The sequence below is a fragment of the Halioglobus sp. D3-4 genome, from assembly GCF_055809315.1.
Map to the genome: position 1 here is coordinate 594308 of NZ_CM147907.1, position 19090 is coordinate 613397.

The following is a 19090-nucleotide window of genomic DNA, read 5'->3' on the forward strand; positions in this document are numbered from 1 at the left end:
TTTATAATGGCGCACTTTTCGCGCGGGTGCAGTCTTGGCACCCGTATTCTGTTTTCCAGTTAGAGCGACACTATGCTGAACAAGTATCCATTGTGGAAATACCTCCTTGTACTGTTTGTGCTCCTGCTTGGGTTGTTTTATGCCGCGCCCAATCTCTATGCTCCCGATCCCGCCCTACAGATCACCGGTGAGAGCAGTGCCCAGCAGATCGACCAAAAAACCTGGGATCGTGCGCTGACGGCGCTGAATGATGCCGGGATCGAGCATTTCGGCGAGCAGATAGACCCGGATGGGCGCAATGCGCTGGTGCGCCTGGCCGATGCCGATCAACAGCTAATTGCGCAATCCAGTGTTTCGAGGGCGCTGGGTGATGGTTATATCGTCGCTCTGAACCTGGCGCCAACCACTCCTGAGTGGCTTAGCACATACGGCGCTCAACCGATGAAGCTGGGGCTGGACCTCAGTGGTGGCGTGCATTTCAAATTGGAAGTCGACGTCGATGCTGCAATAGAACGGCGCATGGAGTACTACCTGAACTCCACCAAACGTGTGCTGCGCGAGAACCGGGTTCGCGGATTTGTCACACTCAATGACGACGATAAGATAGAGGCGCGCTTCAAAACGGAGGAGGCGCGTGAGCAGGCGCGTGAGCTAATTGCTGAAGAGAATCCCGAACTGGTACTGGACCGCGTAGATGACGGCGACAGCTGGAATCTGTTGGCGGCCATGTCCGAACAGACACGCAAGGAAATCGCCGATTACTCTGTGACCCAGAACCTGACCACGCTGCGCAACCGGGTGAACGAACTGGGTGTGTCCGAACCGCTGGTACAGCGCCAAGGCCAGAACCGGATCGTGGTGGAGCTTCCCGGTATTCAGGATACTGCGGAAGCGAAGCGGATTTTGGGCAAGGTCGCCAACCTCGAATTCAGACTGGTGGCGAATCTGGATGCCGCCCCGTCAGAGAAACAGCGTTTCCAATACCGCAGTGCGGACCGCTACGGGGCCACTGAATGGCTGGAACGGGATGTCATCATAACCGGTGAGCGCGTCTCCACTGCGCAGGCCAGCTTTGACCAGAACGGCCAGCCCAATGTGCAGATCAGTCTGGATAACGAGGGCGGTACGCTGATGTCGCGTGCGACAAGGCACAATATCAAGCGTCGCATGGGCGTGTTATTCATCGAGCGGAAGTACCGCACGCGCTATGAGGTGGATGAGGCCGGCAACGAAGTCGTGGTCAAGGTCCCTTACGACGAGAAGAAGCTGCTCACCGCGCCGGTGATACAGTCTGCGCTGGGCGCACAATTCCAGATCACCGGACTGGACAACCCGCTGGAGGCGTCTGAATTGGCCCTGATGTTGCGCGCAGGTGCCCTGGCGGCACCGATTTCGTTTGTCGAGGAGCGCACAGTCGGGCCCTCTCTGGGCGCTGAAAATATCCGCAAGGGCGTGCAGTCCGTCTACTATGGACTTGCGCTGGTAGTGTTGTTCATGGTGCTTTACTACCGCGTGTTTGGCGTGGCCGCGGTGGTGGCACTGAGCTTTAATATGGTATTGCTGGTGGCGGTAATGTCCATGCTGGGCGCGACGCTGACTCTGCCGGGTATCGCGGGCATCGTGTTGACCGTGGGTATGGCGGTGGATGCCAATGTGCTGATCTTCGCGCGGATACGGGAGGAACTGGCCAACGGCTTATCGCCGCAAATGGCTATTCACTCCGGTTTTGCACGTGCCTTTACCACGATTTTTGATGCCAACATCACTACGCTGATCGTCGCGGTTATTCTGTATGCCGTTGGCACAGGGCCGATCAAGGGCTTCGCTGTGACATTGTCTGTGGGGATTGTGACGTCCATGTTCACAGCAATTCTAGGCACCCGGGCCATGATCAATCTGATTTATGGCGGGCGGCGTGTGAAAAAACTGTCCATCGGGGGGCGTCAGTCATGAAAGTGATTAATTTTATGGGCCAGCGCAAGCTGGCGATGTGGTTCTCGCTGCTGTTACTGGCTGTTTCCATCGGTTCGCTGGCGACCCGGCAGTTGAACTGGGGGCTGGATTTCACCGGCGGCACCCTGATCGAGGTTCACTACAGTGCGAGCGCCGACATGAATGCCATTCGGAACACGCTGGAGACTAGCGGGTTTGCCGGCGCAACGGTGGTCAGTTTTGGCAGTGATCAGGATGTGATGATCCGGCTACCGCAGGGTTATTCTGACAAGGAGGGTCTTGAATTACTGGGAATCCTGCAAACGGAGTTCAGCGCCGCGGTGCCCGGCGGCACAGTCGAGTTGCGGCGCTCGGAGTTTGTGGGTCCGCAGGTCGGCGATGAATTGCGCGAGCAGGGCGGGCTGGCCATGTTGCTGGCACTGGGTCTGGTGACGCTCTATGTCGCGTTCCGTTTCCAGTTGAAGTTCGCGCTGGGCTCTGTCGCGGCACTGGCCCACGACGTCATTATCACGCTGGGCTTTTTCTCTGTAGTGGGGATGGAGTTCGATCTCACGGTACTGGCGGCGCTGATGGCAGTGATAGGCTATTCGCTGAACGATACGATTGTGGTGTTCGACCGGATTCGGGAGAACTTTCGCAAAATTCGGCGTGCAGACCCACCCGAAGTGCTGAATATTTCGATCACCGAAACGCTCGACCGTACACTGGTCACCTCTGGTACAACCTTGCTGGTGGTAATCGCGCTGGCGCTGTTCGGTGGTGAAATGATCTTCGGATTCGCGATCACCCTGATTGTCGGTATCACAATAGGTACCTATTCTTCTATCTATGTCGCTTCAGCTGCCGCACTGGCGTTGGGAGTGACGAAAGAAGATCTGATGCTCCCCGTCAAAGAAGGCGCCGAGCAGGACGACCTCACCCCGTAATTTACTGCTCAGGAAGCACCCATGGAACCGATGATCAATATAGCGCTGCGAGCTGCCCGCAAGGCCGGTGAAAATATCGTGCGGGCATCGGATGAACTGCACCGCTTTGAAGTAAAGGCTAAAGGCGTCAATGACTTTGTCACCGAAGTCGATGTCAATGCTGAGCGAGAGATCATCTACCACTTGCAGAAAGCCTACCCCGATCACGCCATACTCGGCGAGGAGAGCGGTCTGATTGGCAATGCGGATGCGGAGTACCGTTGGGTCATCGACCCGCTTGATGGCACCACCAACTTCGTTCGCGGTATTCCCCACTATGCGGTGTCCATCGCCTGCCTGTACCGCGGCAAGATTGAGCACGCCGTCATCGTGGATCCGGTGCGGCGCGAAGAGTTTACAGCTTCTCGCGGGCGCGGTGCACAGCTCAATGGTCACCGTATCCGGGTCAGCGATCGGGTGAGCCTGGACGGCGCTTTACTGGGTACCGGTATTCCGTTCAAACAGCATTGCGATGACAAACTGGGGCCCTATAGCAAGTCCATCGAGCAGTTGGCGTCGCAGTGTGCCGGTATCCGGCGCGCGGGCGCGGCCTCACTGGATTTGGCCTATGTGGCCGCAGGTCGCCTCGATGCCTTTTGGGAAATCGGTCTGGCGCAGTGGGATATTGCCGCCGGTGTATTGTTGATTCGTGAGGCCGGTGGTCTGGTGGCTGATATCGATGCCTCCGACCGCTATATGGAATCCGGCAATATTGTGTGTGGCAACCCCAAGTGTTTCAAAGCGGTATTGCGGGTAGTAAAACCGTTGTTGGGGTGAGCCAGCCACACATTCGCAGTGAGTCAGCCCATGAACCCGGATAATATTCGCATCGTTTTGGTCAATACCACCCATCCCGGGAATATCGGCGGTGTGGCGCGTGCGATGAAAAACATGGGGCTGGCGCGGCTTTATCTGGTCGCGCCGCGCGACTACCCCAATGAGCAGGCGGTCTGGCGTGCAGCCTCTGCCGGCGATGTGCTCGATAATGCCATCGTCGTGCCAACCCTGAGTGAAGCCATCGATGATTGCCAGTTTGTCGTGGGCACCAGCGCCCGCGAGCGACGGATTCCATGGCCGTTGATGGATGCGCGGCGGTGTGCCGAGCGTATGGCAGAGGCATCGGGACGTGAACAGGTGGCTGTGTTGTTTGGTCGCGAAGACCGGGGCCTGACCAACGATGAACTCAAAGTGTGCAATCTGCACCTGAATATCCCGACTTCAGGCGAGTACAGCTCTCTAAATCTGGCCATGGCTGTGCAAATAGTTGCGTATGAGCTGCGCATGCTGAAGGCGACGACTACAGAGTCATCAGGTGATACTGATGAGTGGGATGCGCCGTTTGCCTCGCAGGAGAATATGGAGCGATTTTATGCGCACCTCGAGGAGGCGCTAATTGACATCGAATTTCTGGACCCCGCGGCGCCGCGCCAGTTGATGTCTCGCCTGCGACGCCTGTACAGCCGCGTACGCCTAGATGAAATGGAGCTCAATATTCTCCGCGGTATTCTTACCGAGACCCAGAAGTGGGTCGCGCGCGGCAAAACTAGCGAGCGCCCGGACGGAACATAATCGTGCGCATCGTCGGTGGCTATTACCCGACATAAACAGTGGGCTTTATAGTTGACCATTTTAGTCGGTTATTGCATACTTCCCGTCAAGTGATGAGGGAGAAGAGTAATGAGGCTGACGACAAAAGGCAGGTATGCGGTAACCGCAATGCTGGATCTTGCGTTGAACGGGATAGATCGTCCCGTTAGTCTGGCTGATATATCTGGTCGCCAGGATATTTCCCTGTCCTATCTGGAGCAGCTTTTTGCCAAGCTGCGCCGCAATAATCTGGTTAGCAGTGTGCGCGGTCCCGGTGGCGGATATCGCCTCAGCCGCAGCGGTGATCAGATCTTTGTCGCCCAGATCATCGATGCCGTAAACGAGACTGTCGATGCGACGGGTTGTGGCGGGTCAGGCGATTGCCAGCAGGGTGAAATGTGCCTCACCCACCATTTATGGTGTGATCTCAGCGATCAGATTCACGGCTTTCTCAGCGAAATCAGCCTGTCCAATCTGGTCGAAAGAAGGGAAGTTCAAAGTATTTCAGCGCGTCAGGTCGCGCGCAGCCCTCAGGGTGTTGCACTCTCCCTGACAGAAGTCTAGCAGGTCGGACAGCGCGAATTTTTACGGAGCAACAGCGGTATGCAAAAACCTATTTACTTCGACTATCTGGCAACCACACCGTGCGATCCACGTGTGGTGGAAAAGATGGTCCACTGCCTGTCCATTGAAGGCAACTTCGGTAATCCGGCCTCGCGCTCTCACCTGTATGGTTGGAAGGCAGAGGAGGCCGTTGAGAATGGTCGTCGTCAGGTCGCTGACCTGATCAACGCAGATCCGAGGGAAATCGTCTGGACCTCCGGCGCGACGGAATCGGACAACCTGGCGATAAAAGGGGTAGCCCACTTCTACGTGAAGAAGGGCAAACACATCGTCACCTCGAAAATCGAACACAAGGCCGTTCTGGATACTTGTCGGCAGCTGGAGCGCGAGGGCTACGAGGTCACCTATCTCGACCCCACGCCAGAGGGCCTGATCACTCCACAAGCTGTCGCGGACGCGCTGCGTGAAGATACGATTCTGGTAAGTGTGATGCATGCCAACAACGAAATCGGCACCGTGAATGATATCGCCGCGATCGGTGAGGTCACGCGCGCAGCCGGCGTGCTTTTTCACGTTGATGCAGCCCAGAGCGCCGGAAAAATTGAAATTGATATGGAGCAGATGAAAGTCGATCTGCTGTCCATGTCCGGCCACAAAATGTACGGTCCCAAAGGCATCGGAGCACTGTATGTGCGCCGCAAGCCGCGGGTACGGCTGGAGGCACAGATGCACGGCGGCGGGCACGAGCGCGGTATGCGGTCAGGCACGCTGGCAACCCATCAGATCGTCGGCATGGGTGAAGCTGCCCAGATTGCGCGCGAGGGTATGGCGCAGGAAGCGGTAAGAATGCAGGCACTGCGCAAACGATTCTGGGATGGCATCAGCGACATTGAAGAAGTGCATATCAATGGTGATGACGTACAGCGTTTGCCGGGTGCATTGAATGTCAGCATCGCCTTTGTAGAAGGTGAGTCATTGATCATGTCGCTCAAGGATCTCGCTGTTTCAAGTGGCTCGGCCTGCACCTCGGCAAGTCTGGAGCCATCCTATGTACTGCGCGCGTTGGGGTTGAATGATGAGTTGGCGCACAGCTCTCTGCGGTTCAGCTTTGGGCGTTTTACCACTGAAGAGGATGTGGATGCTGCAGTCGCGCAATTGCGTACTGCGGTAGAAAAATTACGAGAATTATCCCCGTTATGGGATATGTATCAGGATGGTGTAGATCTGGACAGCATTGAATGGGCTGCCCACTAAATTCCAATTGGAGGAATACGACATGGCATACAGCGACAAGGTATTAGACCACTACGAAAATCCCCGCAATGTCGGCAAACTCGATGCGGGAGACGATAGTGTGGGTACGGGGATGGTTGGCGCACCGGCTTGTGGCGATGTTATGCGCCTGCAAATCAAGGTGAATGCCGACGGGATTATCGAGGATGCCAAGTTCAAGACCTATGGCTGCGGTTCAGCCATTGCCTCCAGCTCGCTGCTGACAGAGTGGGTAAAGGGCAAGAACCTGGATGAAGCAGAACAGATTCGCAATACCGAAATTGCCGAGGAACTGGCGCTGCCCCCGGTCAAAATTCACTGCTCTGTGCTGGCGGAAGACGCGATCAAGGCGGCGGTGAAGGATTTGCGAGAAAAGCGAGGCAGCTAGTATGGCGGTCAGTCTCACACAAACTGCCGCTGCGCACATAGCGGGTCAGCTGGAGTCCCGGGGCAAGGGCCTTGGGATTCGTTTGGGTGTCACTACATCCGGTTGCTCAGGTATGGCTTATGTGCTGGAATTTGTTGACGAATTGCAGCCCGAGGACCAAGTATTTGAAGATCATGGCGTCAAGGTTGTGATCGATCCGAAGAGCATGCTGTATTTGGATGGCACAGAGCTGGATTTTGTGCGCGAGGGCCTGAACGAAGGCTTGCAGTTTCGCAACCCCAATGTCTCAGCGGAGTGTGGCTGCGGGGAGAGTTTCACCGTTTAAATATGGCGGTGTGACACTTCGGCATGTCGATTCCCGATTTTCAACGAAACTACTTCGAGCTGTTTGACCTGCCTCTGGATTTTGCGCTGGATCAGGGGAAGCTGGGGGAACGCTACCGTCAACTGCAGCGCGAATTGCATCCTGATCGCTATGCCGGTGCTTCAGCGCATGAGCAGCGTCTGGCAGTACAGTATTCATCCCTGATCAATGAGGCTTACGCCGCCTTGCGCAAGCCCTTGCCGCGTGCGCTATACCTGCTGGAGACGGCGGGAATGAACAGCGAAACAGTTGCCGCCCAGCCCGTCGATGGCGGGTTTCTGATGCAGCAAATGGAACTCCGTGAGAAACTTGAGGAAATGGATGATCTGGTGGACCCGGAAACGGCACTGGACCACCTGATCACTGAAATTGGAGCGGATGTTGCTGAATTGCAGGACCAATTTTCCACAGCGTATGCGGCCGGAGATATTTCTGCTGCCGCCAGCGCCTGTGTCAAAATGCAATATTTGGATAAACTGCTCAGTGAAGCCGAGCTGCTCGAATCCAGATTGATCGACTAACGGGATAACCAAGGCCAAGCATGGCATTACTCCAAATCGCAGAACCCGGACAATCACCGCTGCCCCACCAGGTAAAACGCGCGGTGGGCATAGATCTCGGCACAACCAATTCGCTGGTGGCCACCGTACGCGGCGGCAGGGCGACAGTCCTGCCCGACGAGAGTGGTGAGGTGATGTTGCCCTCCGTGGTTCATTACAGTGGCGACAAGGACGCGCTTGTTGGTGTGGACGCTGTTGCATTGGCTTCTCAGAACCCGGCGGACACCTTGATGTCAGTCAAGCGCTTTATGGGCCGCGGCAGTGCTGATGCATTGGGAGATGCGCAGCGTTCCCACTACCGTATGGCCGAGGGCGATGAAGGCATGGTGCGTTTTCTCACCAGTGGTGGCGAGGTCAGCCCGGTCGAGGTGTCGGCTGATATACTGCGTGTACTGCGACAGCGCGCGGTGGCCACACTAGGCGGAGAAATTGAAGGCGCAGTCATCACTGTACCCGCCTATTTTGATGAGGCGCAACGCCAGGCGACCAAGGATGCTGCCACGCTGGCTGGGTTGCGCGTGATGCGGCTGCTAAATGAACCCACCGCAGCAGCTGTCGCCTACGGCCTGGATTCCGCTGAGCAGGGCGTTATTGCTGTCTATGACCTCGGTGGAGGCACGTTCGATATTTCCATTTTGCGCTTGCAAAGGGGTGTGTTTGAAGTGCTGTCGACCGGTGGTGATACGGCGCTGGGCGGCGATGATTTCGACGGTGCGCTGGCCGACTGGGTGTTGCAGGAATGTGGTTCTCCAACGTTGGAGGCCGGTCAGTACCGGCAGCTGCAAGCCGCTGCGCGGTCCGCAAAAGAGCGCCTTTCTGACAATTCCGAAGTCGATCTGGATTTGCAGGGCGTGCTGCCGGCGGGCGGTTCGCTGCGCGTGACGCGTGAAACTTTTGAACGCCTGGTTCAGCCGTTGGTGAAGCGTACTTTGCGCGCCTGTCGCAAGTGCCTGCGCGATGCCGAGCTGGATGGGGAGGTCGACAATATCGTGATGGTCGGCGGTTCCACCCGTGTGCCGCTGGTTAGAGAAGCCGTCGGAGACTTTTTTAAACGTTCGCCACTTATCGAGATAGACCCCGATCAGGTGGTGGCAGTGGGCGCGGCGATACAGGCCGATATCCTCGCCGGAAATCGTCCCGAGGGGGATCTGCTGCTGCTGGATGTCATTCCGCTGTCGCTGGGCATTGAAACCATGGGCGGTCTGGTGGAAAAGATCGTGCCGCGCAATACCACAATTCCCGTCAGTCGGGCGCAAGAATTTACCACCTTCAAGGACGGGCAGACGGCGCTGGCGATTCATATTCTGCAGGGAGAGCGCGAAATGGTCAGCGACTGCCGCTCGTTGGCGCATTTTGAGTTGCGCGGCATTCCGGCGATGGTCGCAGGTGCCGCGAGAATTCAAGTGACCTTTCAGGTCGATGCCGACGGTTTGCTCAACGTGTCCGCCCAGGAGGCGATCACCGGTGCGCAGTCGAGCATAACAGTCAAGCCCTCGTTCGGCCTGAGTGACGAGGAAATTGCAGGTATGTTGCAGTCGTCGTTTAGTCACGCTGCCGAAGACATGCAGGCGCGGCAACTGGCCGAGGAGAGGCTGGGTGCATGGCAATTGCTGGAGGGTTTGAAATCGGCCCTGAAGGCGGATGGTGATGCCCTGCTCAGTGCCGAGGAGCGCGAAGCTATCAGTGCGCAGATGACCGAATTACAGACCCTGGTGGAGGGTCTGGACGCGGATGCGATACACAGCCAGACAGAACAGTTGGGACGCTTGAGCGAGGCTTTTGCCTCGCGGCGCATGGACAAGAGCATCCGGGAAGCACTCGCGGGTGTCTCGCTGGATTCGTTGGATGATGAGGTGACGCAGTGACTAAAATCGTAGTGCTTCCCAATGAAAACCTCTGTCCGGAGGGAGCATTGATTGAAGCTGAGCCCGGCGAGAGTGTCTGCCGTGCGCTACTGCGCAACGATATTGAAATTGAGCACGCCTGCGAGCTCTCCTGTGCCTGCACCACGTGCCACGTACTGATACGTGAGGGCTATGACTCGCTGGATCCCCCCGATGATCTGGAAGACGACTTTCTGGATATGGCTTGGGGCCTGGAGCCGGACTCGAGACTCAGCTGCCAGGCTATTGTCGGAGATGAAGACCTTGTCGTGGAAATTCCACGTTACACAATCAATATGGTATCTGAGCAACACTGAGTGGGAGAGCGCTGATGCGGTGGACAGACATAGACACTATTGCGATCGAGTTGGTAGAAGCCCATCCGGAAATAGACCCTCTGACAGTAAATTTTGTCGACCTGCGTAACTGGGTGATTGCACTGCCTGACTTTGATGATGACCCCAGCCACAGTGGGGAGAAAGTGCTGGAAGCGATTCAGGCCGCGTGGATCGAGGAGCGGGATTAGTTCTTGCGTTGAAGTGCGCACACCCATAAAACGGGGTGGGTTCCTTCTTTTCGCTCGGAGCGCCTGCCTGCATACCCGGCACTCGAAACCGCCGCCTGGTGCCGTTCGCGGGAGCTAGCAGTATCTATTTCGGCTGTTGCTCGCTGTTATCGCTAATCCGTATATACCTCTGCGCGAGAGCTGGGAGATGCCTGAATTGAGGTAAAATCCCCGCTTTTCCTTCCTGATTTGTAAATAACTGATTTACAAGAGAAAAAAACTTCCGCGAGACGCTGATTGCAGGTGAAACGCGGGCCCAAAATCCGTATAATTGCGCGCTTCCCAAAGTGAGCCTTTCTGGAGATATCTCATGGCTGTTGAACGTACCCTGTCTATCATCAAACCCGACGCTGTTGGCAAAAATCTTATCGGTAAAATTTATTCCCGATTTGAGGATAATGGCCTGCAGATTATCGCGTCTAAAATGCTGCGACTGAGTGATGTCGTTGCCGGTGGTTTCTATGCTGAACACGAGGGGCGTCCCTTTTTTCCGGCCCTTATCGAATTCATGACGTCCGGCCCCGTGGTGGTGCAGGTGCTGGAGGGCGAGGGCGCCATCGCTAAAAACCGCGAATTGATGGGAGCGACCAATCCGGCCGAGGCCGAGGCCGGTACGATTCGCGCAGATTTTGCCTCATCGATTGACGCCAATGCAGTGCACGGCTCGGATTCGCCTGAATCAGCTGCCCGTGAGATCGCCTATTTCTTTGCATCCAGCGAAATTTGCGCGCGCTAGGAAGCCGCCCGCGCATCCCCGATGACAACGCTCTCACCGACCAATAACCCAGCCGCTGCGCTTTGTCCGAAAGTGAATCTGTTGGGTTTGTCGCGTGTGCAGATGGAGGACTTTTTCCTCAGTCTGGGTGAAAAAAAGTTTCGCGCACAGCAGGTGCTGAAATGGATTCATCACGCCGGTGTTACCCGGATTGAGGATATGTCCAATCTGGGCAAAGCGCTGCGCGATAAACTGATCGATATCGCGGAGGTTCGCCCACCCGAAATCGCCAGTCAGAAGGACTCCAGTGATGGCACACGAAAGTGGGCCATACGGGTCGATGGTGGCGGCCTTGTTGAAACGGTACTGATACCCGCAGGAAACCGCGCCACGCTGTGTGTATCCTCGCAGGTGGGTTGCAGCCTCGACTGCAGTTTTTGCTCGACGGGCAAGCAGGGTTTTCAGCGCGACCTCAGTGCCGCTGAGATCATTGGTCAGGTGTGGTTGGCGATTAACTCCTACGGTGCCTTCGGGCCCGGCAAGGACAGGGTCGTTTCGAATGTGGTGATGATGGGCATGGGAGAGCCGTTGCTGAATTTTGACAACGTGGTCGCAGCGATGGACCTGATGCTCGAAGATCTTGCCTACGGCTTGTCAAAACGTCGGGTAACGCTGAGTACTTCAGGCGTGGTGCCGGCACTGGATCGTCTTGCGGGTGTCAGCGAAGTGTCGCTGGCCGTATCTCTGCATGCACCCAATGACGAACTGCGCAACCAGCTGGTGCCGATCAACCGCAAATACCCGATTGCCGTTCTGCTGGAGAGCTGTCGCAACTATATGGCCGCGCAGAGCGATAAAAGCCGTGTAGTGACTATCGAATACACGTTGATCAGGGATATTAACGATCAGCTTGAACACGCCAGAGAACTGGTTGAACTCTTGCGCAATCTGCCCTGCAAGATCAACCTGATACCCTTCAATGCCTTTGCCCAGTCCGACTATCGCAGGCCCAGTGGCAACGCAGTGCAGCGTTTCTGGCAGGTGTTGGTTGATGCAGGATATATTGTGACCGTCAGAACCACACGCGGCGATGATATCGACGCTGCCTGTGGCCAACTGGTAGGGCAGGTTGTGGACCGTACACGTCGTAATGCACGCTATCGCGCGGCGGAGTCTGCGCAGATAATTACAGTGGGGTAGGCATGTTTTCTGATTCGCTGGCCAGCATGAAAAAACCGCTTCATTCTCTCTGCCTGGTATTGTTGTCCCTGTGTCTGGCAGGATGTATCACCACAACCGAGGGTGGGTTCACCGAGGAAGCTTCTCCCAAAAAAGCATTGGATAAGCGCGTGGCGCTTGCCCGGCAGTACATCGGGGAGGGCAACTGGGAGGCCGCCAAACGCAACCTGCAGCTGGCTGAGGAGATTGATGCCAATAACCCGCAGGTGTTCGAAGCATTTGCACTGGTTTACCAGAGCACGGGAGAGTACGAACTGGCTGAGGAGAGTTTCAAGAAGGCCATAAGTCTGGACAGAAACTTTTCTCGCTGCCGCAATAACTACGCCGCGTTTCTCTACAGCCAGCAACGCTATAAGGAAGCGGAGGAGCAGCTGGACTATGTCGTTAAGGACACACTGTATTCCGGGCGACCGAATGCGTTTGTGAACCTGGGTTTGTGCCGCCTTAAATTGTTCGATACTCAGGGTGCTGAAGAGGCTTTTGTTCGCGCCCTCGCGATGGATCGGACAAACCCGATAGCGCTGTACGAGCTTGCCCGCATTCGCTACGAGGCACAGGATTATCCCACCGCAAATAGGTACTACGATACGTATCGGACCGTGGTTCGACAGCAGTCGGCAGCGGGTTTGCTTTTGGGTATCCAGTTAGCCAAGGCCGATGATGACCGCGACTCCGAAGCCAGCTATGCGCTGGCACTGCGGAACCTGTACCCAAAATCCGCTGAGTACCAAGCTTATAAGCGGACCTTGAACAAGTGACAGGGAACGTTGAACAGATTGATGCCTTTACTACACCGGGGTCATTGTTGAAGGCCGCCAGAGAGGCGCAAGGTTTATCTGAACGGGAGGCGGCCGACCGCCTCAAGCTGATGCCCAACTATGTGGGCATTCTCGAGCGTGATGACTATCAGGCGCTGCGCAGTCCGCCGTTTGCGCGGGGATATGTCAGGTCCTATGGTCGACTGTTGGGCCTTGATGAGCAGCATCTGCTGGCGGTATTCGACGAGGTTGCCGACGTGCCCTCGGTGCAGTACGAGGTGCGCGAGGCCAGCCGGCCGGTGCAACTGCAGCGCACTGGTTTGGGTGTGTTTATTGGTCTGGGTGTGTTGCTGCTGCTGGTACTCGCACTGTGGTGGTGGCACGAAGGTACAGACGGGACACTGCCGAACGCATTCAGCCGTGCTGCGCACAATACCCTCGATGTTCCCCAACAGTATGCAGGAGGTGGTAAATGAAGGTTGAGTCTCCTATCACGCGTCGTGTTTCAAGGAAAATTCATGTCGGCAATGTGGCGGTCGGAGGAGACGCGCCCATCAGTGTCCAGAGTATGACCAATACCGACACCTGCGATGTGGCGGCAACGGTTGCTCAGGTCAAGGCCATTGCCGATGCCGGCGCAGACATCGTGAGAATTTCGGTGCCAACGATGGACGCAGCAGAAGCGTTTCGGCAGATTCGCGCGCAGGTCTCCGTGCCGCTGGTGGCCGATATACATTTCGATCACAAGATAGCACTGAAGGTTGCCGAGTATGGCGTCGATTGCCTGCGTATCAACCCCGGGAACATCGGTCGTGACGACAAAGTGCGTGAGGTGATCGACAGCGCCCGTGACAAGGGCATTCCGATCCGTATTGGGGTGAACGCGGGCTCATTGGGTAAAGAGCTCCAGCGCAAATACGGTGAGCCTACGCCGGAGGCGCTGGTGGAATCGGCCATGCATCATGTCGATATCCTGGACAAGTTCAACTATCCGGATTTTAAGGTCAGTGTTAAGGCCTCCGGTGTGTTCATGGCCGTCGCGGCCTACCGCCTGTTGGCCACAAAAATTGACCAGCCATTGCATCTGGGCATCACCGAAGCCGGTGGCCTGCGTGGTGGAACGGTTAAGTCCGCCGTGGGGCTGGGAATGCTGCTAATGGACGGCATCGGTGATACCCTGCGCGTTTCGCTGGCAGCGGATCCTGTCGAGGAGGTCAAGGTTGGCTTCGATATTCTGAAAAGCCTGCAGTTGCGGGCCAACGGTATCAATTTCATCGCCTGTCCCAGTTGCTCGCGACAGAATTTTGACGTGGTGGCCACGATGAACACGCTGGAGCAGCGACTGGAAGACATTCGCACACCGATGGATGTGGCCGTTATCGGGTGTATCGTCAATGGGCCGGGTGAGGCCAGGGAAGCGGATGTCGGGCTCACCGGAGCGACACCCAATAATTTGGTCTATGTCGACGGAGAACCACACCACAAAATCAGTAATGAGGATTTTGTCGATCATCTCGAGGAGGTGATCAGAAAGCGCGCAGCTGAACTGGAACTGGCGCGCAATGAACTGGAAGAGAAACTGATCATCAAATCGTCCAACAGTTGACTGTTGGCATCGTGTACTGGAGCTCAAGTGAGTGAAATAACCGCCATTCGGGGGATGAACGATATCCTGCCGAGTGATACAGCCTGTTGGCAGTTTCTGGAGCACTCAATCGCTGAAGTGCTAAGCAGCTACGGCTACGGCGAAATTCGCTTGCCGGTGGTGGAAAAAACCGCGCTGTTCAAGCGTTCTATCGGCGAGGTCACGGATATTGTCGAGAAGGAGATGTACACATTCGATGATCGCAATGGCGACAGTATGACGTTGCGACCGGAAGGTACAGCGGGGTGTGTTCGTGCCGCCATCCAGCAGCGCCTGCTCAATACCACCCAGCGCCTGTGGTATACCGGCCCCATGTTTCGCTACGAGCGGCCTCAGAAGGGTCGGCAGCGGCAATTCCACCAGACAGGAATCGAGGCATTCGGCGTCGCTACACCGGACATGGATGCTGAGCTCATTGTTCTGTGCGCCAGACTGTGGCGGCAACTGGGCTTAGCTGGCGATATAGAGCTGCAGCTCAACTCCATCGGCAGTGCAACTGCGCGCAAGGCTTACAGAGCCGCACTGGTAGAGTTCCTGCAAACCCGGGTGGAGCAGCTCGACGAGGACAGTCAGCGTCGACTGCACAGTAATCCCCTGCGGATTCTGGACAGCAAGAACCCTCAGACACAGGCGATTCTGGATGAGGGACCGAGTCTGGAGGATTTCCTCGACGACGAGGCGAAGGTCGATTTCGCGCGTCTTTGTGAGTTGCTTCAGACAGCAGGTGTGAACTATGTAATCAATCGTCGCCTGGTGCGCGGTCTGGATTATTACAACAAAACTGTTTTTGAATGGGTGACGCAGAAGTTGGGAGCACAGGGTACCGTTTGCGCGGGCGGCCGCTATGATGGCCTGGTGGAGCAACTCGGCGGAAAGTCGACACCCGCCATAGGATGTGCGATGGGAATGGAGCGTCTCGTCCTGCTACTGACGGAGCAGAACGAGTCTTTGGCGCCCCGCGGTATCGACGCGTACGTGGTTGCAGTGGGTGAGGACGCGCAGAGCCATGCGCTCGCTGCAACGGAAAAACTGCGCGCGCAGTTGCCCCGGTTGCGCATTGTGCAGCACACCGGTGGCGGCAGTTTCAAGAGCCAGATGAAGAAGGCAGACAAAAGCGGTGCAGAAGTCGCCCTGATCTGGGGAGAGGATGAAGTGATGGCACAGTCAGTCACGGTTAAATCGATGCGGGCGAGTGCTGGCGAGCGCGCCACGCAAGTGACTGTGGCGTTGCAGGATTTGGAAACCACACTGTGCGCAGCGCTTGCGCACTAAAATAATGTAAGAGGAAGGAACGACGTGGAACCGTACAATACCGAAGAAGAGCAGGTCGAAGCGCTGCGTCGCTGGTGGAATGAAAATGGTCGATCCACCGTCGCGATCATCGTACTCGCACTGGCTGGTGGTTTTGGCTGGCAGGCGTGGCAGGCCCGCAACATAGGCCAACTGGAGCAGGCATCTGAAATGTACCAGGCCCTATTACGTGCGGTGGATACGCCAGACTCACCGCAAACTGCACAGGGCGTGGAATTGGCTGAACAGCTGAAGCGTGAGTTCAGTAGCACGACGTATGCACAGTTTGCAGCCCTGCAACTGGCTGCTATAGCGGTTGAAAACGGCGATATGGCGGAAGCCGAGGCGCAGTTGCGTTGGGTGCTGGGCAAGGCCGACGCCGGTAGTGATACCGCGCAGATTGCACAGTTGCGATTGGCCCGCGTGCTGGCTGCTGCAGGAGGTACCGATCAGGCTCTGGACATACTTATGGACGCCGATCCGGGCCCGTACGGTGCGTCCTACGCGATTGCACAGGGAGATATCCTGCTAGCCGCAGAGCGACCGGATGAAGCACGTACAGCTTACAACGTGGCAATGACTATGGCTGCCAGCGGTGGGCAGGGTGTGAACCTCTCCGTGCTGCAACAGAAGCTGCAAAGCCTGTCGCCCGTGCCCCCGCGGCAAATTGATGAGAGTACCGTGTTAATCGATGCCCCTGAGGTATCCCCGGTCGACGACGATTCAGACACTCTGGAGGAATAACAATATGCGATCGATCTACCGTCACGTCATACCGCTCTTCCTGATAATCAATCTGGCAGCGTGCAGCACCATATCCGGGTGGTTTGAATCGGATGATGATGATGCGACTGCGCCAGCTGAACTCACGGATATAAACGAGAGTGTGGAAATCGACGAGCTCTGGTCGATTGATGTGGGCGATGGTCAGGGTGATGGGTTTTATCGATTGCGGCCAGCTATTCGCGGAGAAATGATCTATGTCGCTGCAGCTGATGGCGAAGTCGCCGCGATAAACCGGCTTTCCGGAGACACTGTGTGGGAGGTGGAGTTGGAGACCCCGCTGTCCGGCGGCGTTGGCGTGTATGAGGATGCATTGTTTGTCGGCAGCGCCGAGGGCTATGTGCTGCGGTTGGATGCGAGCTCCGGTGAGCGTGTGTGGTCCACGCCCGTGCGTGGAGAGATTCTGTCCGCGCCACAGGGTAATGGAAAAGTCGTCGTTGCGCAGACATACGACGGCCGCCTGCAGGGGCTCGATTTCGGTACGGGAACGCTGCTCTGGACCTACGATAGCAATGTACCGGTATTAACCATTCGCGGTACCAGTACACCGGTTTTCAATAATAACCAGGTCTATGCCGGGTTTGCCAATGGCCGGGTACTGGGCTTTGATGACGAGACCGGTGCCCTGTTGTGGGAGGTTCGTGTGGCGATACCGCAGGGCCGCTCCGAAATCGAGCGTATCGTCGATGTAGACGGCACCATGGAGCTGGTCGGCAATGAGTTGTATGCGGTGAGCTACCAGGGCAGTGTCGTGGGTATTGATCTGCAGAGTGGTCGCAAAGTGTGGCAGCAGAGTGCCTCCTCATTTTCCGGTGTATCACAGGGGTTCAGCAACGTATACGTTGCTGACGAGGACGGCACGCTCACTGCCTATATGCGCAATGGTCAGGGTATACGTTGGACACAGGGTGCGCTGGCCTACCGCGAGCTTTCCAGGCCGACTCCAGTGAGCAGCTATGTGGCGGTGGGTGACTTCGAGGGCTATGTACACATACTGTCACAGGTCGATGGCAACTTTGTCGGTCGCTTCCGTGTCGATGATGAGGGTGTGCGCGCTGATATGCTCAGCGAAGGCAATGTACTCTATGTGTACGGTAATGCCGGTGAATTGGCTGCGTATGAGATTACTGCCAAAAACTGATGATACCTGTCATCGCTCTGGTCGGGCGCCCTAATGTTGGTAAATCCACGCTGTTCAACCAGCTTACGCGAAGCAGGGATGCGCTGGTCGCAGATTTTCCCGGGCTGACCCGGGATCGAAAATACGGTGAGTCCAAAGTCGGCAGCCGTCCGTTTGTCGTCATTGATACGGGCGGCATCACCGGCGATGAGGCCGGTATCGATACGCCGATGGCGCAGCAGGCGCTGACCGCAATCGAAGAGGCTGATGTCGTGCTGTTTATAGTCGACGGCAGACAGGGCTTGAATGCCACAGACGAGGCCCTGGCCAGTCGGTTACGACAGCAAAACAAGGCATTTCATGTTGTCGTCAACAAGATTGATGGCCTCAATGAGGATGTCGCCACTGGGGATTTTTACTCGCTCGGTGTAGATTCCATGTTTGCGATAGCAGCGTCACACGGTCGCGGCGTCTCCAATATGATCGAGCAGGTGCTCGCGCAATTTTCTGAACCTGCCGATGAGCCGGAGCGCGAACGTTATCCGGACAGTATTCGCGTGGCGATTGTTGGCCGCCCGAATGTTGGGAAATCCACACTGGTAAACCGGCTGCTGGGCGAAGATCGGGTGGTAGTTTTCGATCAGCCCGGAACAACCCGCGACAGCATCTATATCGACTACGAGCGCGGTGATCAGAAATATACCCTGATCGATACCGCTGGCGTGAGACGTCGCAAGAACGTAAAAATGGTTGTCGAAAAGTTTTCCATCGTGAAAACGCTCAAGGCGGTGGATGACGCCCATGTTGTAGTGCTGGTGATGGACGCCCACGAGGGCATTGTGGATCAGGACATGCATCTACTGGGTCACTGCATGGATAAAGGTCGCGCACTGGTGCTGGCGATCAATAAATGGGACGGTATAGATACCGACCAGCGAGATTGGATCAAGCGGGAGCTGGATCGCCGTTTACGTTTTGCCGAATACGCCGATACGCACTATATTTCGGCACTGCACGGGACCGGCGTTGGTCACCTCTATGAGTCAATCAACAGTGCGTACGCTTCGGCCACCCGTAAACTCAGTACCAATGCGTTAACCCGTATTCTGGAAGCGGCTGTGTTTGATCATCCACCGCCCATGGTGAACGGGCGGCGCATCAAATTGCGTTATGCGCACGCAGGTGGCCAGAATCCACCACTGATTGTGATTCATGGTAACCAGACAGGCAGTGTGCCAAACAGCTATCAGCGGTACCTGGAGAAAGTCTATCGCCGTGAACTTGATCTGGCCGGTACGCCAGTGCGTGTCGAATTCCGTGCCAGTGAAAACCCATTCGCCGAAAAGCGCAACAAGTTGACGCAGCGCCAGGTGCAGCGGAAACGCCGCCTGATGTCGCATGTCAAAAAGGCGAAGAAGAGTAAAAAGAAGAAGTAAGCT

At 56.3% G+C, this 19090-nt stretch carries 21 protein-coding genes; all 21 read left to right on the top strand.

Going from position 1 to position 19090, the window contains the following annotated elements; translation table 11 throughout:
• Window positions 1-72 precede the first annotated feature (72 nt).
• The 21 genes from secD to der all read left to right on the top strand — a co-directional run bounded on the left by secD (window position 73) and on the right by der (window position 19087).
• Complete coding sequence (gene secD / locus AC0L6S_RS02465; protein WP_473426837.1) at window positions 73-1953, top strand: protein translocase subunit SecD; 1881 nt, start codon at window positions 73-75, stop codon at window positions 1951-1953.
• Window positions 1950-2879, top strand: a complete 930-nt coding sequence (gene secF / locus AC0L6S_RS02470; protein WP_473426838.1) for a protein translocase subunit SecF — start codon at window positions 1950-1952, stop codon at window positions 2877-2879. The genes secD and secF overlap by 4 nt, the downstream gene beginning before the upstream one ends.
• Window positions 2880-2900: 21 nt before the next feature.
• The gene (locus tag AC0L6S_RS02475) at window positions 2901-3695 is read left to right on the top strand and encodes an inositol monophosphatase family protein (RefSeq protein ID WP_473426839.1); all 795 of its coding nucleotides are present in this window, start codon (window positions 2901-2903) and stop codon (window positions 3693-3695) included.
• 30 nt (window positions 3696-3725) lie between these two features.
• Window positions 3726-4487, top strand: coding sequence for a tRNA (cytosine(32)/uridine(32)-2'-O)-methyltransferase TrmJ (gene trmJ / locus AC0L6S_RS02480; RefSeq protein WP_473426840.1), 762 nt, complete (start codon window positions 3726-3728; stop codon window positions 4485-4487).
• Between the two features lie 108 nt (window positions 4488-4595).
• Complete coding sequence (locus tag AC0L6S_RS02485; protein ID WP_473426841.1) at window positions 4596-5069, top strand: Fe-S cluster assembly transcription factor; 474 nt, start codon at window positions 4596-4598, stop codon at window positions 5067-5069.
• Window positions 5070-5108: 39 nt separating this feature from the next.
• On the top strand, window positions 5109-6323 hold the full coding sequence (locus tag AC0L6S_RS02490) for an IscS subfamily cysteine desulfurase (RefSeq protein ID WP_473426842.1): 1215 nt from the start codon (window positions 5109-5111) through the stop codon (window positions 6321-6323).
• Between the two features lie 22 nt (window positions 6324-6345).
• Window positions 6346-6729 carry a Fe-S cluster assembly scaffold IscU gene (gene iscU, locus AC0L6S_RS02495; protein WP_159169294.1) on the top strand — a complete coding sequence of 128 codons (384 nt, stop codon included), beginning with the start codon at window positions 6346-6348 and terminating at the stop codon, window positions 6727-6729.
• 1 nt (window position 6730) lies between these two features.
• Complete coding sequence (iscA, locus tag AC0L6S_RS02500; protein WP_473426843.1) at window positions 6731-7054, top strand: iron-sulfur cluster assembly protein IscA; 324 nt, start codon at window positions 6731-6733, stop codon at window positions 7052-7054.
• A 23-nt stretch (window positions 7055-7077) separates the two neighbouring features.
• The gene (gene hscB / locus AC0L6S_RS02505) at window positions 7078-7614 is read left to right on the top strand and encodes a Fe-S protein assembly co-chaperone HscB (RefSeq protein WP_473426844.1); all 537 of its coding nucleotides are present in this window, start codon (window positions 7078-7080) and stop codon (window positions 7612-7614) included.
• Window positions 7615-7634: 20 nt separating this feature from the next.
• Entirely contained in the window at window positions 7635-9518 is a 1884-nt protein-coding gene (gene hscA / locus AC0L6S_RS02510; RefSeq protein WP_473426845.1) for a Fe-S protein assembly chaperone HscA, read from the top strand.
• Window positions 9515-9853, top strand: a complete 339-nt coding sequence (gene fdx, locus AC0L6S_RS02515) for an ISC system 2Fe-2S type ferredoxin (RefSeq protein ID WP_473426846.1) — start codon at window positions 9515-9517, stop codon at window positions 9851-9853. The genes hscA and fdx overlap by 4 nt, the downstream gene beginning before the upstream one ends.
• A 14-nt stretch (window positions 9854-9867) precedes the next feature.
• A complete protein-coding gene (gene iscX / locus AC0L6S_RS02520) occupies window positions 9868-10062 on the top strand; it encodes a Fe-S cluster assembly protein IscX (RefSeq protein WP_473426847.1) in 195 nt (64 codons plus the stop codon).
• A gap of 349 nt (window positions 10063-10411) precedes the next feature.
• Window positions 10412-10837 carry a nucleoside-diphosphate kinase gene (gene ndk / locus AC0L6S_RS02525; protein WP_473426848.1) on the top strand — a complete coding sequence of 142 codons (426 nt, stop codon included), beginning with the start codon at window positions 10412-10414 and terminating at the stop codon, window positions 10835-10837.
• Window positions 10838-10858: 21 nt separating this feature from the next.
• Window positions 10859-12016 carry a dual-specificity RNA methyltransferase RlmN gene (gene rlmN, locus AC0L6S_RS02530; RefSeq protein WP_473426849.1) on the top strand — a complete coding sequence of 386 codons (1158 nt, stop codon included), beginning with the start codon at window positions 10859-10861 and terminating at the stop codon, window positions 12014-12016.
• 2 nt (window positions 12017-12018) lie between these two features.
• A complete protein-coding gene (gene pilW, locus AC0L6S_RS02535; RefSeq protein ID WP_473426850.1) occupies window positions 12019-12813 on the top strand; it encodes a type IV pilus biogenesis/stability protein PilW in 795 nt (264 codons plus the stop codon).
• Window positions 12810-13289, top strand: coding sequence for a helix-turn-helix domain-containing protein (locus AC0L6S_RS02540; protein WP_473426851.1), 480 nt, complete (start codon window positions 12810-12812; stop codon window positions 13287-13289). Before pilW ends, AC0L6S_RS02540 begins: the two co-directional genes overlap by 4 nt.
• Window positions 13286-14419, top strand: coding sequence for a flavodoxin-dependent (E)-4-hydroxy-3-methylbut-2-enyl-diphosphate synthase (gene ispG, locus AC0L6S_RS02545; RefSeq protein WP_473426852.1), 1134 nt, complete (start codon window positions 13286-13288; stop codon window positions 14417-14419). Before AC0L6S_RS02540 ends, ispG begins: the two co-directional genes overlap by 4 nt.
• A 27-nt stretch (window positions 14420-14446) precedes the next feature.
• Complete coding sequence (hisS, locus tag AC0L6S_RS02550) at window positions 14447-15730, top strand: histidine--tRNA ligase (protein WP_473426853.1); 1284 nt, start codon at window positions 14447-14449, stop codon at window positions 15728-15730.
• A gap of 24 nt (window positions 15731-15754) precedes the next feature.
• Window positions 15755-16492, top strand: a complete 738-nt coding sequence (locus tag AC0L6S_RS02555; RefSeq protein WP_473426854.1) for a YfgM family protein — start codon at window positions 15755-15757, stop codon at window positions 16490-16492.
• Window positions 16493-16496: 4 nt separating this feature from the next.
• Entirely contained in the window at window positions 16497-17672 is a 1176-nt protein-coding gene (gene bamB / locus AC0L6S_RS02560; protein WP_473426855.1) for an outer membrane protein assembly factor BamB, read from the top strand.
• Window positions 17672-19087: a ribosome biogenesis GTPase Der gene (gene der, locus AC0L6S_RS02565; protein WP_473426856.1), complete on the top strand. Its 1416-nt coding sequence runs from the start codon at window positions 17672-17674 to the stop codon at window positions 19085-19087. The genes bamB and der overlap by 1 nt, the downstream gene beginning before the upstream one ends.
• The last annotated feature ends 3 nt before the right edge of the window (window positions 19088-19090 follow it).